The sequence below is a fragment of the Streptomyces sp. NPDC001492 genome (genome assembly GCF_053597275.1).
Genome location: NZ_JBSFHW010000004.1, coordinates 320,676 through 333,933, shown reverse-complemented (window position 1 = coordinate 333,933; position 13,258 = coordinate 320,676). Strand labels below are relative to the sequence as shown.

Below are 13,258 nucleotides of genomic sequence, written 5' to 3'. Positions count from 1 at the left end.
ATGCCTGCGCCCCACTCGGCCCTCAGCGCCGCCTACGCCCGCCTGAGCAGGGCCTTCCCCGGGCTGGCCGTCATGGAGACGGCTGCCGGGGAGCAGGTCCCGACAGGCGGCGGATGGATCCGTGCCGCCTCGCTCGCGGAGGGGGGAGTCGGTCTCGACACATTTCTGTCACGGGACGACGCACAGGTGCTGCGCGACTACGGAGTGCGCGCCCGGCCGGACGTCGTCGCCGGCTTCGGGCTGCACCGGTACGCATGGCCGGCCTGTCTGCTGATCACCGTGCCGTGGTTCCTGCTGCGCCGGGTGCCCCGTCTGCCCGTGGGCCACGTCTCGTTCGACCGGAGCGACCCGGAGCTCTCGATCGGCCGCATGGCCGTGCGGCCCGCCGGCTTCGCCTGTCTGCCCGGCGATCCGGCCGCCGCACTGCCCGGCGCGCGCGTCGTCGCCGACGAGGAGGCGCTGCGGGAAGAGGTGCGGACCGCGGTGGCCGAGCATCTCGAACCCGTGCTCGCCGGGTTCGGGCCGCGGATGCGGCGGCGCGGGCGGGCCCTGTGGGGCATGGCCACCGACGAGGTCGTGGAGGGGCTCTGGTACGTCGCCCAGCTCCTCGGCGAGGAGCAGCGGGCCGTGCGCGAGCTGGAGGCGCTGCTGCCGGGGGCCACCAAGCCGTACGCCGGGTCCGCGGCCTTCCGGGAACTCGCCGGCCCGGACGGGGAGCCGCTGCCCACCCGGGACCGGATCAGCTGCTGCATGTTCTACACCGTGTGCCCCGAGGACACCTGCGCCACCTGCCCGCGCACCTGTGACGCAGACCGGGTGGGCAAGCTGTCGGCCACCGCCGCCAGTTGAGGCACCCTCAGGCGCACCCGCCGTCGGCCGTCCCGTAAGATCGGCGCGAACAAGGCGCCCGCCGGGTTACAGTCAATTCACAACTTCCTCACTTGCCGCAGGAACTTTCCGAGGAACCATCCGTACGGGTAGTCTTATTCGAACTCAACTCCCGCCCCTCAAGCGGCAGTTCGAGCAGAACGCCGCCCTGGGCATCCCCTTGCACTTCCTTGGCGGCCTCTTGCCCCGAAATCCCCTGAGGGCCGGTGGGATTGGGCCACTATGGCGGGCGATACGCCCTATCCCAATGCAAGGGACCCCAGATGAGACTGACCGACATATCGCTGGACTGGCTGCTTCCGGGCGCCGTACTGCTCCTGGGCATGCTGGCGGCGGTGGCGGTGCTCGCGCGCAGCAAGCGCTCCGGGGAGCACGCGAAGACGGACGATTCGTGGGAGCGCAGCGAGGAGCGCCGCCGGCGCAAGGAGGCCATATATGGCACCGCCTCCTATGTCCTGCTGTTCTGCTGTGCGGCGGTCGCCGCCGCCCTCTCCTTCCACGGTCTGGTCGGCTTCGGCCAGCAGAACCTCGGCCTGACCGACGGCTGGGAATACCTGGTGCCGTTCGGCCTGGACGGTGCGGCCATGTTCTGCTCCGTGCTCGCGGTCCGCGAGGCCAGCCACGGTGACGCTGCCCTCGGCTCCCGGATACTCGTGTGGACGTTCGCGGGCGCCGCGGCCTGGTTCAACTGGGTGCACGCGCCCCGGGGCATCGGTCACGACGGTGCGCCCCAGTTCTTCTCCGGCATGTCCCTGTCTGCGGCCGTCCTCTTCGACCGCGCCCTGAAGCAGACCCGCCGGGCCGCGCTGCGCGAGCAGGGTCTGGTGCCGCGCCCGCTGCCGCAGATCCGTATCGTCCGCTGGCTGCGGGCCCCCCGCGAGACCTACAAGGCCTGGTCGCTGATGCTCCTGGAGGGCGTGCGCAGCCTGGACGAGGCGGTCGACGAGGTGCGCGAGGACCAGCGGCAGAAGGAGACGAACCGGCTGCGGCGCCGCGAGGCGGACCGCCTGGAGCGCGCCCAGCTCAAGGCCATCAGCCGGGGCCACCGCGGGTTCATCGGCCGCGGCGGCGGACGGCAGGTGGAGCCCCAGGCCCTGGAGCGAGCCTCCGCCTCGGTCTCCGCGGAGCCTGCCATATCCAGCGCGGAACCGCTGCCCGTACGCTCACGGCCGTCCCTCCAGCCCGTCCGCAAGGCCGGTTCTGAACCGGTGACCGTCGACCTCACCGCGGAGGACGACACAATGGCCCTGCCGCGCCTCGACTCCCTGGAGCGCAAGCTCAAGGACCTCGAGCAGCAGTTCGGCTAGAACGGCCTGCACGGGAAGGGGGCGTGACCTTCGGGTCACGCCCCCTTCCCGTGTCATGTCGCTCCGGCGTCGAGTTCGAACCACACCGCCTTCCCCACCCCGTGCGCCCGTACCCCCCACGCGTCCGCGAGGGACTGCACCAGGACCAGGCCTCTGCCGTGCGTGCCGTCGTCGGCGTTCGGTACGCGCAGTCTGGGCCTGCGACCCACGAAGTCCCTCACCTCCACCCGCAGTCCGCGGGGCCCGACGGTGGCGGTCAGCACCGCGTCGTGGTCGGTGTGGATGAGTGCGTTGGTGACGAGTTCGCTGGTGAGCAGTTCCGCTATCTCCGAGCGACCGGGCCTGCCCCACTGCCGTAACAGCTCGCGCAGTGCCCGGCGTGCCTCGGGCACCGCCTTCAGGTCCGCCCGGCCCAGTCTCTGCCGCAGCTTCCGTATCTGGGACGGCTGCGCCTGGTCCGCGTCGCCGTCGGTCTTGTCCTCCGTCTTCGCCGAGAAGGCCCCGATCGCCATGGGACCGCCCCCTCGTGCCTGCCTCTTCATGACCCCCGCCCGCGTGCCGATGTCGGTTCCCCTCCTTGTCGAACACGTTCACGGGATCCATGCCCCTCTGGGCACGCGGCAGTCATGTCGAATGCTCAACGACCAGGTGTTCGGCCACGGATGCTGCAGTTCCGGCCGGATGGAGGGAACCTTCTGGAACGAGGCACCACAGCCGTCCGAGCGCCGAGGGAGCCGCCGTGCACGACGACCGAACGCTGGTGGAGGCGCGCCTGGAGCGCGCCATGGGACAGTTCGTGCGGCCCGCGCAGTACGCGCAGCGCGTGCCGCTGGTGCTGTCCGTGTGGCATGTGCCCGGCGAGCCCGTGCCGGTGGACCAGGCACTGCAGGCCGACTACGAGACCTTCACAACCGGAACGGCCTGGGGAAAGCCCTGGTCGACGAGTTGGTTCCGCTTGACCGGCCGGGTCCCTGAGGAGTGGGCCGGGCGCCGCGTGGAGGCGGTGATCGACCCCGGGTTCACCGGCGACGGCCCCGGTTTCCAGGCCGAGGGACTGCTCTACGACGCCGCGGGCGTCCCCCTGAAGGGCATTCACCCGCGCAACCGTCACCTCGCCGTCGGCTCCCCCGCGAGCGGAGGCGAACCGGTGCATCTGCTTCTGGAGGCGGCCGCCAATCCGGCCGTGCTGCACGGCTTCGCGCCTACGCACCTGGGAGACGTCCTGACCGCCGGGGACCGGCCCGTCTACCGATTCCGCTCTGCCGACCTCGCCGTACTCGACGAAGCCGTGTGGCAGTTGGTGCTGGACGTCGAGGTGCTTTCGGAACTGATGCACGAACTGCCGATGGACCGGCCCCGGCGGCACGAGATCCTGCGCGCCCTGGAGGACATGCTCGACGCCCTCGACCTGCACGACGTCTCCGGTACGGCGGCAGCGGCCCGTGCCGCGCTGACGGACGTCCTGTCCCGCCCCGCCTCCGCGAGCGCACACAGGATCTCCGCAACCGGGCACGCACACATCGACTCGGCCTGGCTGTGGCCGCTGCGCGAGACGGTCCGCAAGGCCTCGCGCACCTTCGCCAACGTCACCGCGCTCGCCGCCGACTACCCCGAGCTGGTGTTCTCCTGCTCGCAGGCCCAGCAGTACGCCTGGGTGAAGGAGCACCAGCCGCACATCTGGGAGCGGATCAAGAAGGCGGTGTCGGACGGCAACTGGGCGCCCGTCGGCTCGATGTGGGTGGAGTCGGACGCCAACATGCCCGGCGGTGAGGCGCTGGCACGGCAGATCGTGCACGGAAAGCGGTTCTTCGCCGAAGAACTGGGCGTGGAGACGGAGGAGATCTGGCTGCCGGACTCCTTCGGCTACACCGCGGCCTTCCCGCAGCTCGCGAAACTGGCCGGAATCCGATGGTTCCTCACACAGAAACTCAGCTGGAACCAGTCGAACAAGATGCCCCATCACACCTTCTGGTGGGAGGGCATCGACGGCACCCGTGTCTTCACGCACTTCCCGCCCGTCGACACCTACAACTCGCAGTTCCACGGCCGCGAACTCGCCCACGCGGAACGCAACTTCGCCGAGAAGGGGCGCGCCACCCGGTCACTGGTGCCGTTCGGGTGGGGCGACGGGGGCGGGGGCCCGACCCGCGAGATGCTGGAGAAGGCCCGGCGGCTGCGCTCCCTGGAGGGCTCACCGCGGGTCGAGGTCGAGAGGCCGTCCGCGTTCTTCGCCGCCGCCGAGCAGGAGTACGGGAGCGAGGCCCCAGTGTGGTCGGGCGAGCTGTACCTGGAGCTGCACCGGGCCACCTACACCACCCAGGCGAAGACCAAACAGGGCAACCGGCGCTCGGAACACGCCCTGCGCGAGGCCGAGCTGTGGTGCACCACGGCAGCCGTACGCAATCCGTCGTACGCCTACCCGTACGACGCCCTGGACCGGCTGTGGAAGACGGTGCTGCTGCACCAGTTCCACGACATCCTGCCCGGGTCGTCGATCGCCTGGGTGCACCGGGAGGCACGGGACACGTATGCGCGGGTCCTGGCGGAGGTGGAGGAGCTCACTGCGGCGGCCGTGGAGGCGCTGGGGACGGGCGGGCCCGTGGTGCTCAACGCCTCGCCGTACGAGCGGACCGAGGTCGCCGGGGGTGTGCTGGTGACCGCGCCGGGACTGGGCAGTGCGCCGGTCGTCGGCGCGGCGGGCGAGGTCGTCCGGGCCGAGCAGGGCGAGGGCGCCTGCGTACTGGAGAACTCCCGGCTCCGGGTGACCATGGACGCACAGGGGCTGCTCTCCTCGGTACGCGACCTCACCGCCGGCCGCGAGGTCCTGTGCGGCCCCGGCAACCTCCTCCAGCTGCACCCCGACCATCCCAACGCCTGGGACGCCTGGGACATCGACCGGCACTACCGGCACCGGCGCACGGACCTGACGGACGCCGAGTCCGTGGAGCTGGTGGAGGACGGGCCGCTGACGGCGGCGGTGCGGGTGACGCGGACGTTCGGGACGTCGCGGATCACCCAGGAGATCCGCCTCGCGGCCGGTGCCCGGCGTCTCGACATCGTCACGGACGTCGACTGGCAGGAGTCCGAGAAGGTGCTGAAGGCCGCCTTCCCGCTCGACGTGCACGCCGAACGTTCCACTGCGGAGATCCAGTTCGGGCACGTCCACCGCCCGACGCACACCAACACGTCCTGGGACGCGGCCCGCTTCGAGATCTGCGCACACCGCTGGCTCAGGGTCGCGGAGGAGGGCTATGGCGTGGCGGTGCTCAACGACTCGACGTACGGCCACGACGTGACGCGCACCCCGCACGAGGGCGGCCTCGGCACCACCGTACGCCTGACGCTGCTGCGTGCCCCGCACAGCCCGGACCCGGAGACCGACCTGGGCACGCACCGCTTCACCTACGCGCTGCTGCCGGGCGCGGACGTCGGGCACGCGGTCGCCGAGGGGCTCGCCCTGAACCTGCCGCTGCGGGTGGCCGAGGCGCCGGTCGTGGAGCCGCTGGTCCGCGTCGACCACCCCGCCGTCACCGTCGAGTCGGTGAAGCTCGCGGAGGACCGCAGCGGGGATGTGGTGGTACGGCTGTACGAGTCCCGGGGCGGGCGGGCGCGGGCCACGCTGACGCCCGGCTTCCCCGTGGGCCGGGCCGAGGTGACGGACCTGCTGGAACGGCCGCAGCACGAAAGCGACTTGGGCTTCGAGCTGCGGCCGTTCCAGATCCTCACACTGCGACTGCGACCGCAGTGACTACTTGGCCGCCGCGCCCTTCTCCCCGATGTGGAAGATCTGGCGGCTGTCGCGGGTCATGTCCACCACCAGCTTGGTGGTGGTGTTCCGGCTCCAGGTGAGGGTGACGACGGCCTCCGTGCGGTTCGCGGTGCTGCCGTTGTCGGTGACCTTCCAGGCGAGCGGGACGTTCTGGGCGCGCAGGACGCCGTCGGCGTGCTCCCTGTCCTCCCAGGCCGCCAGTTCCTTCTGGAAGGCGGGGGTCAGGTAGTGGGCGCGCAGCGCGTCGCCGAGGTTGCCGCTGTCCTCGTCGGTGACCGCGTCGATGTAGGCGCCGTAGAAGTCCGCGATACGGCTGATGTTGTCGGACGGCTTGCCGCTGACGCTGTGCGCGGCGCCGGCGGAGGCCTGGGCGGTGGCGCCGAGGCCGAGGGCCACGGCGAGAAGGCCGGCGGTCAGGACGGTGCGGGTCTTGCTGCTCATGTTCGGTTCCCCGTTTCGAGTGGGTGAGTGATCGAGTCGAGTGGTCGGGCTGTGCTGTGGGCCGCCCTCCCGACCCCCGAGGCGAGAGGGCGGCCCTGGTGGTGCGGTCAGTGGAGCTTGTTCACGGCCGTCGTGGTCGTCTTCTTGAAGGCCTTCACGGGCGCGCCCCTGAAGTCGCCCAGCTGCGCCCAGTTCACGACCGTGACGGTGCGGCCGTCCCGGCCGACCGACAGGAGGCGCACGTCGGTCGCGCCCCCGGAGGTCTCGGTGTGGACGCCGTACACATGGGCGCCCTCCTCGACGGCCAGCTTGCCGTAGTCCTTGCCGGTGGCCTCGGTCTCCGGGTCCTGCTGCTCGATCCGGGCGGCGCAGGACTTGATGTCCTTGTTGAGCCACGAGGTCAGCTGCTTGGCCGCACGGGTGTCGGGCAGGACCACGGTGATCTGCCGGGCGTTCGTGTCGAGGTCGGTGCGGAACTCGCGGTGCCAGGCGGACTCGTGGCCCGGCAGCGCCCGCAGGCAGGTGTCCCGGTCCGTGTCCTCCGGGACGCCGGCGGTGACCTTGCCGGCCGTCCAGGACGAGCTCGGGTGCGGCGGCAGGTCGGCCGCCGCGAGGAAGCCGGGCGCCTTGGGAGCGGCGGCCGCCGGTCCGGCGAGCGCCGCGGTCAGACCCGTGACGGCGACGGCGAGAAGCGCGCCTGCTCGGGTGCGCTTGGGCATGGGTGTCCCCCGTGAATGAGTGCATGGGTGTCGGCTGTCGCCCGACGCCGATGGGGCGGTCCGGCCCTGGTCGGTGCGACACCAAGAGCATCGGCGGTCACAGCGGCCCGGCGCAACGACTGCCGCCCTTTCGGCGACGGTGGAACCATCCCAGCCCATCTGACGTGCAGGTATATGAGTGCCTGGGATACGGGATGCGGTGGATGACGGGGGAAACAGTGGAGACTCGGGACGACGTCGAGGCGTTCGCGGCGCTGTTACGGCAGCTGAAGGACCGCACGGACCGGAGCTATGGCTCCCTGGCACGGCGCGTCAACATGAACACCTCCACGCTGCACCGGTACTGCGCGGGCGAGGCGGTACCGCAGGACTTCGCGCCCGTGGAACGGCTCGCGTCCTTCTGCGAGGCAACACCCGAGGAGCGGCTCGAACTGCACCGGCTGTGGCTGCTCGCGGTGGCGGCGCGGCAGCGCCCGCGGGCGGTCGAGGCAGCCGTGGAGCCGACGAAGGCCGAAGAGGCACCGCCTTCGAGTACGGAGCGTCCGGTGGTGCGCGCGCCCTGGTTCCGGCGCAGGCGCACGCTTCTCGGCACGGCGGTGGCGACCGTACTGCTGGTCACGCTGGGCAGCCTGTCGGCACTGTCGGCGGATCGCTCGCCGGACGATGCGGCGCAGGCGCCCGGTCACCCCCGTACGGGCGCCTCGCACCACCCCTCGGCCTCGGCGACCGGGCCCGCCCGCACCCGCCCCTCCGCCTCCCCCTCGTCGGGGGTACGGGACTCCGCGGGCCCCCGGCCGAAGAACAGCCCGTCGGCAGCCGCGCAGAGCGACACACCCGTGGCCACCGGTGTGCCGCTCGCCTGGACCGCCGACTCGCAGGTGTGGGACGGGGGCTGCGCACACGACTACGTCATCGGCAAGGAGCCGGACCAGGTGCCCCCGCCGCCGGTACCGCAGGACGCCGCGGCATGGGCGGCGACACAGGGGGCGGTGCACGGGCGGCAGACGATGGTGCGGATCTCGGTGCAGGGCAAGTCGTCCACGGCCGTGGTCCTCGAAGCCCTCCGGGTCCGCGTCGTCAGCCGCGGCACCCCGCTCAAGGGCATCACGTACGACATGGCGCAGGGCTGCGGCGGCGGCCTCGGCCCGCGCTACTTCGACGTGAACCTCGACATCAACCGCCCCGTCGCCCGCGCGGTTCCCGGCGTCGACGACAAAGAAAACCACGTCCCCGCCGTGCAGTTCCCGTACCGCGTCTCCGCGCAGGACCCGGAGGTGCTGCTGGTCACCGCGACGACCGAGGCCTACGACTGCGGCTGGTACCTGGAGCTCGACTGGTCCTCCCAGGGCCGCACCGGCACGGTCCGCATCGACGACCACGGCCGCCCGTTCCGCACCAGCGGCATCAAGGGCCTGCCCCGCTACTGGTACGGCACGAACGGCCATGGGGTGCGCCAGTGGGTACCGGCCGACAGCTAGTCAGGGCCGAGGCACGTTACGGAGGTTCGAGCGGGCCAGCTGCAGCATGCGGCCGACCCCGCCGTCCAGCACGATCTTCGAGGCGGACAGGGCGAAGCCGGTCACCATCTCGGCGCTGATCTTCGGCGGGATGGACAGGGCGCCCGGGTCGGTGACGATGTCGACGAGGGCCGGGCCCTTGTGCTTGAAGGCGTCCTTGAGGGCGCCTGCGAGGTCCTTGGGCTTCTCGACGCGGACGCCGTGGGCGCCGCAGGCGCGCGCGACGGCCGCGAAGTCGGGGTTCTTGTTCGCGGTGCCGTACGAGGGAAGTCCCGCGACCAGCATCTCCAACTCGACCATTCCCAGGGAGGAGTTGTTGAAGAGGACGACCTTCACCGGGAGGTCGTGCTGCACCAGGGTCAGGAAGTCGCCCATCAGCATGGAGAACCCGCCGTCCCCCGACATCGACACGACCTGCCTCTTCCGGTCGGTGAACTGGGCCCCGATCGCCATCGGCAGCGCGTTCGCCATCGAGCCGTGCGAGAAGGACCCGATCACGCGGCGGCGGCCGTTGGGTGAGATGTAGCGGGCGGCCCAGACGTTGCACATCCCCGTGTCGACCGTGAAGACGGTGTCGTCGTCGGCGAGTTCGTCGAGTACGGACGCCACGTACTCGGGGTGGATGGGCACGTGCTTGTCCACCTTGCGCGTGTAGGCCTTCACCACCCCCTCCAGCGCATCGGCGTGCTTCTTGAGCATCCGGTCGAGGAAGCGCCGGTTCTCCTTCGGCGCCACCCGAGGGATCAGACAGCGCAGCGTCTCCCGTACGTCGCCCCACACGGCAAGGTCCAGCTTGGAGCGGCGGCCCAGGTGCTCGGGTCTCACGTCGATCTGAGCGATCTTGACGTCGTCGGGGAGGAAGGCGTTGTACGGGAAGTCGGTCCCGAGCAGGATCAGCAGATCGCACTCGTGGGTGGCCTCGTAGGCGGCGCCGTAGCCGAGCAGCCCGCTCATGCCGACGTCGTACGGGTTGTCGTACTGGATCCACTCCTTGCCCCGCAGCGCATGCCCGACCGGCGACTTGATCTTCCCGGCGAACTCCATGACCTCGGCGTGTGCGCCCGCCGTGCCGCTGCCGCAGAACAGGGTGACCTTCCCCGCCTGGTCGATCATCTCGACGAGGCGGTCGATCTCGGCGTCGCCTGGGCGGACAGTGGGCCGGGAGGTGACGAGGGCGGTCTCGGCGGCCTTTTCGGGGGCGGGCTGGTCGGCGATGTCACCGGGCAGGGAGACGACACTGACGCCGCTGCGGCCGACGGCGTTCTGGATGGCGGTCTGCAGCAGCCGTGGCATCTGCTTGGGGCTGGAGATGAGTTCGCTGTAGTGACTGCACTCGCGGAACAGCTGGTCGGGATGCGTCTCCTGGAAGTAGCCCAGGCCGATCTCGCTGGAGGGGATGTGCGAGGCGAGGGCGAGGACGGGGGCCATCGAACGGTGGGCGTCGTACAGGCCGTTGATGAGGTGGAGGTTGCCGGGGCCGCAGGAGCCGGCGCACGCGGTCAGCTTCCCGGTGATCTGGGCCTCCGCGCCGGCCGCGAAGGCGGCGGTCTCCTCGTGCCGGACGTGCACCCAGTCGATGGCGGCGTTGCGGCGCACCGCGTCCACGACCGGGTTGAGGCTGTCGCCGACGACGCCGTAGAGGCGCTTCACTCCGGCGCGGACGAGGATGTCGACGAACTGCTCGGCGACGTTCTGCTTGGCCATGGCTCACTCATGCCCTTCGGTCTCCGCGGATCCCCGTAGGTCCATGCATAGCCCATGTGCGCGGCGTCCGCCGCCGCCGATCTGTCTTTCTGCTGGGGGTCCGGGGTTGTCCCCCGGACTGACGCAGCACAGGCCGGGCGCTCACGCCTCCCAAACGGCGGCAGCCGTACGGTCGTCCGCGTACCCCTTGACCCTGACCTGGGTGTCGGCGAGGAACGCGGCGAGGCCGGGCGGGGTGGGACCGGACCACCTGGTCGTCAGATACCGGCACAGATCGGGTTCGCCGCGCAACGGCTCCGCGAGGCCGCCGGAGCACATCAGCAGCGTGTCCCCCGGGCGGGCGACCGAGGCGCGGAAGCGGAAGGGTTCGCGGGGCGGCTCGGGGGCGGGTTCGTAGGGGCTCGGCGGGGTCGGGATCCCCAGGTCCATGGTGAGCCGGTCGCCCTCGGGGGTCTCGGCGGGCAGGGAGCCGAAGCCGACCACGGGCTCGCCGGTGACCTCGCCGACCCGCGGCTCGATGTCCTGCCAGTCGCCGTCGCGCAGTCGGAACAGTCCCCCGGCGCCCACACCGAAGAAGACGCGCGTACGGCACTCGGGGTCGGCCGGCAGGAGCAGACAGCGCAGGGTGGCCGCGTACTCCTCGGGCTCGATGCCCTGCTCGGCGGCGCTGGCGCGGAGTTTGCCGAGGCTGCGGTCGGTGAGGCGGTGCAGGCCCGACTTGAGGTCGCCGCGCCGGGCGGCCCTGATGTCCTCCGCGAGCCGGGCGTGACTGCGGCCGACGGCCCGGCCGATCCAGTGGCAGGCCTCAGCGGCCGCACGGTGGGCGCCGGGTGTGGCGCGGGCACCGGTGGCCATCGCCACCAGGACCAGTGCGTGCTCTCCGGTGCCGAAGCGGGCCGTGAGCAGGGAGTCGCGGCGGGGCTCGCCCCGGTACCGGGCGGAGTCGCCGCGGACGGAGACGGCACGGAGGGTGCAGGCGCCGTAGCGGGCGCCGTCCAGCACGGTGTCCGCGACCAGGTCGTCGAGGTCGTCGGGGTCGGCGGGCGGGAGCGCGGTGGGCTCGGCGTCGTAGGTGGGCGGGCCCGAGCCGACGTAGTCGACGGAGGCCGGGGGGAGGGTGGGGAGGTCCAGGTGGGTGGCCGTGCGGAGGGGGGCGGCGTCGGCCACGGGGGCCGGCGCCGAAGGGGAGGCGGCCTGCTGCGGGACGGGGCTCTGTGCGGCGGCGCGATGGCGTGCGGTGTGCGGGAGAGTGCCGTCGGGGATCTGCGGCGGAGGGTTGTCCGCGGCATGGCGGGGGCGGTGCTCCGCGTCCGCCGGGGTGGCGGCGGGCGAGCCGTCCCGGGCGGGGTCTGCGGACGGTTGCGCCGGTGCCTCGGGGGGCATGCGCGACTCGGGCACCGTCGTGACGGGTGTTTCCGTGGAGGTACGGCCGCCGGGCGGGGGCGGTGGGTCCCAGGGGGCCCTCCGCTGGGTCAGCCCCTCGTCCACGGCCTCCTCCCCGGCCTCGGCGCCCACGGCCCCGGCCACCGAGGCGAACCGGTCGTCCAGGGTGTCGGGCGCGGGTGCGGGACCCGTGTCCTCGGTGGAGTCGTCGTACAGCTGCCCCCACCAGTCGTCCTCATGACCGGTGGGACTTCCCCCCTGCTGGCTCATGCCCCTAATTGTCCACCGCATGGGCGGTATGAAAACGGGGCATCAGGAAAAAGCGGCGCAGCAGAACGCGTCCGGCACCCGTCGAGGGTGAGCCGTCGAACGGCGGTGCGGAAAGAGTGGCCGGTGTGACCCGGGTCCGGACTGCTGACCTGCGTCTCCTCCTTCCCTCCGGCACTCTGGTGAGATGGGAGTGTGGGACCTCCTGCTGGTCGGACTGGTCCTCCTGCTCGGCCTGTGCGGAGTGCTGGTGCCCGGGGTGCCGGGCTCGTGGCTCGTGTGGGCCGCGGTCCTGTGGTGGGCGCTGAAGGCCACACAGCCGGTGTCCTGGTGGATCCTGGTGGGCGCGACCCTCGCGATGTTCCTCTCCCAGGTGGTGCGCTGGGCACTGCCCCCGAGGCGGCTGCGCGCGAGCGGCGCCACCCCCCGGATGGGGGTGTACGCGGGGGCGGGCGCGTTCCTGGGCTTCTTCCTCATCCCCGTGCTCGGCGCGATCCCCGGCTTCATGGGCGGCATCTACCTGTACGAACGCCTCCGGCTCGGCCGGCACCGCGAGGCGAAGGCGGCACTGCGCACCGTGATGCGCTCGGGCGGCTCCAGTGTGCTGGCGGAGCTGTTCACCTGTCTGCTGATCGCGGGGGCCTGGCTGGGCGCCGTGATCTGGGGCTGACGTAGGGCCTCGGGACTAGGCCGAGGATCCGATGTGCTGAGCGGGCCGGGCGTGTTTCGCTGCTCCCATGACCGAATTCAGCGAGGCGGAACGCGCGTACCTGAAGTCGCAGCGCCTGGGGCGGCTGGCCACCGTCGACCCGCAGGGACAGCCGCAGGCCAACCCGGTGGGCTTCTTCCCCCAGGACGACGGCACCATCCTGATCGGCGGATACGCCCTGGGCCGCACCAAGAAGTGGCGCAACCTCCGGCACAACCCCAAGGTGGCCCTGGTCGTCGACGACATCGTGAGCCTGCGCCCGTGGAAGGTACGAGGCGTGGACATCCGGGGCGAGGCGGAACTCCTCACCGGCCCCCACGAGTTGGGCCCGCACCTCAGCGAGGAGTTGATCCGCGTCCACCCGCGACGCATCCACAGCTGGGGCCTGGAGGACCAGGAGGGCTAGGCCCTGTCGTTTGGATCAGGTCGGCCGTAGGGAACTGCGCCTTTCAGCCGCCCCGAGCGGGGTCTGGTGCGTGCAGCTGCAAGGCGGAGGAGGGAGTCGACGCGGAGCGTCGGCGAGTGACGACAACGCCGCAGATGTGCGTGCCAGA

General features: G+C 71.6%; 11 protein-coding genes. 6 read left to right on the top strand and 5 right to left on the bottom strand.

What is annotated here, in order from left to right; translation table 11 throughout:
* Entirely contained in the window at positions 1-849 is an 849-nt protein-coding gene (locus ACWC1K_RS07505; protein WP_450829297.1) for an iron-sulfur protein, read from the top strand.
* 302 nt (positions 850-1,151) lie between these two features.
* Positions 1,152-2,195 carry a DUF2637 domain-containing protein gene (locus ACWC1K_RS07500; RefSeq protein WP_450697481.1) on the top strand — a complete coding sequence of 348 codons (1,044 nt, stop codon included), beginning with the start codon at positions 1,152-1,154 and terminating at the stop codon, positions 2,193-2,195.
* 53 nt (positions 2,196-2,248) lie between these two features.
* Here the strand turns inward: ACWC1K_RS07500 and ACWC1K_RS07495 are convergent, their stop codons facing one another.
* A complete protein-coding gene (locus tag ACWC1K_RS07495) occupies positions 2,249-2,707 on the bottom strand; it encodes an ATP-binding protein (RefSeq protein WP_450829296.1) in 459 nt (152 codons plus the stop codon).
* A gap of 227 nt (positions 2,708-2,934) precedes the next feature.
* On the opposite strand from ACWC1K_RS07495, the gene ACWC1K_RS07490 reads away from it, so the two are divergent.
* Positions 2,935-5,943: an alpha-mannosidase gene (locus tag ACWC1K_RS07490; protein WP_450829295.1), complete on the top strand. Its 3,009-nt coding sequence runs from the start codon at positions 2,935-2,937 to the stop codon at positions 5,941-5,943.
* On the opposite strand, the gene ACWC1K_RS07485 is transcribed toward ACWC1K_RS07490, so the two are convergent.
* Positions 5,944-6,405 carry a hypothetical protein gene (locus ACWC1K_RS07485; RefSeq protein ID WP_450829294.1) on the bottom strand — a complete coding sequence of 154 codons (462 nt, stop codon included), beginning with the start codon at positions 6,403-6,405 and terminating at the stop codon, positions 5,944-5,946.
* A 107-nt stretch (positions 6,406-6,512) separates the two neighbouring features.
* A complete protein-coding gene (locus ACWC1K_RS07480; protein WP_450829293.1) occupies positions 6,513-7,124 on the bottom strand; it encodes a hypothetical protein in 612 nt (203 codons plus the stop codon).
* 218 nt (positions 7,125-7,342) lie between these two features.
* On the opposite strand from ACWC1K_RS07480, the gene ACWC1K_RS07475 reads away from it, so the two are divergent.
* Positions 7,343-8,602 carry a helix-turn-helix domain-containing protein gene (locus tag ACWC1K_RS07475; protein ID WP_450829292.1) on the top strand — a complete coding sequence of 420 codons (1,260 nt, stop codon included), beginning with the start codon at positions 7,343-7,345 and terminating at the stop codon, positions 8,600-8,602.
* Here ACWC1K_RS07475 and ACWC1K_RS07470 read toward each other — a convergent pair whose 3' ends face one another.
* Entirely contained in the window at positions 8,603-10,345 is a 1,743-nt protein-coding gene (locus tag ACWC1K_RS07470) for a pyruvate dehydrogenase (RefSeq protein WP_450829291.1), read from the bottom strand.
* A gap of 141 nt (positions 10,346-10,486) precedes the next feature.
* Positions 10,487-11,998: a protein phosphatase 2C domain-containing protein gene (locus tag ACWC1K_RS07465; protein ID WP_450829290.1), complete on the bottom strand. Its 1,512-nt coding sequence runs from the start codon at positions 11,996-11,998 to the stop codon at positions 10,487-10,489.
* A 184-nt stretch (positions 11,999-12,182) separates the two neighbouring features.
* Between ACWC1K_RS07465 and ACWC1K_RS07460 the strand changes: the two genes are divergently transcribed.
* Both ACWC1K_RS07460 and ACWC1K_RS07455 read left to right on the top strand, forming a co-directional pair.
* Complete coding sequence (locus ACWC1K_RS07460; protein WP_450829289.1) at positions 12,183-12,665, top strand: DUF456 domain-containing protein; 483 nt, start codon at positions 12,183-12,185, stop codon at positions 12,663-12,665.
* 67 nt (positions 12,666-12,732) lie between these two features.
* Positions 12,733-13,110 carry a PPOX class F420-dependent oxidoreductase gene (locus ACWC1K_RS07455; RefSeq protein ID WP_450829288.1) on the top strand — a complete coding sequence of 126 codons (378 nt, stop codon included), beginning with the start codon at positions 12,733-12,735 and terminating at the stop codon, positions 13,108-13,110.
* The last annotated feature ends 148 nt before the right edge of the window (positions 13,111-13,258 follow it).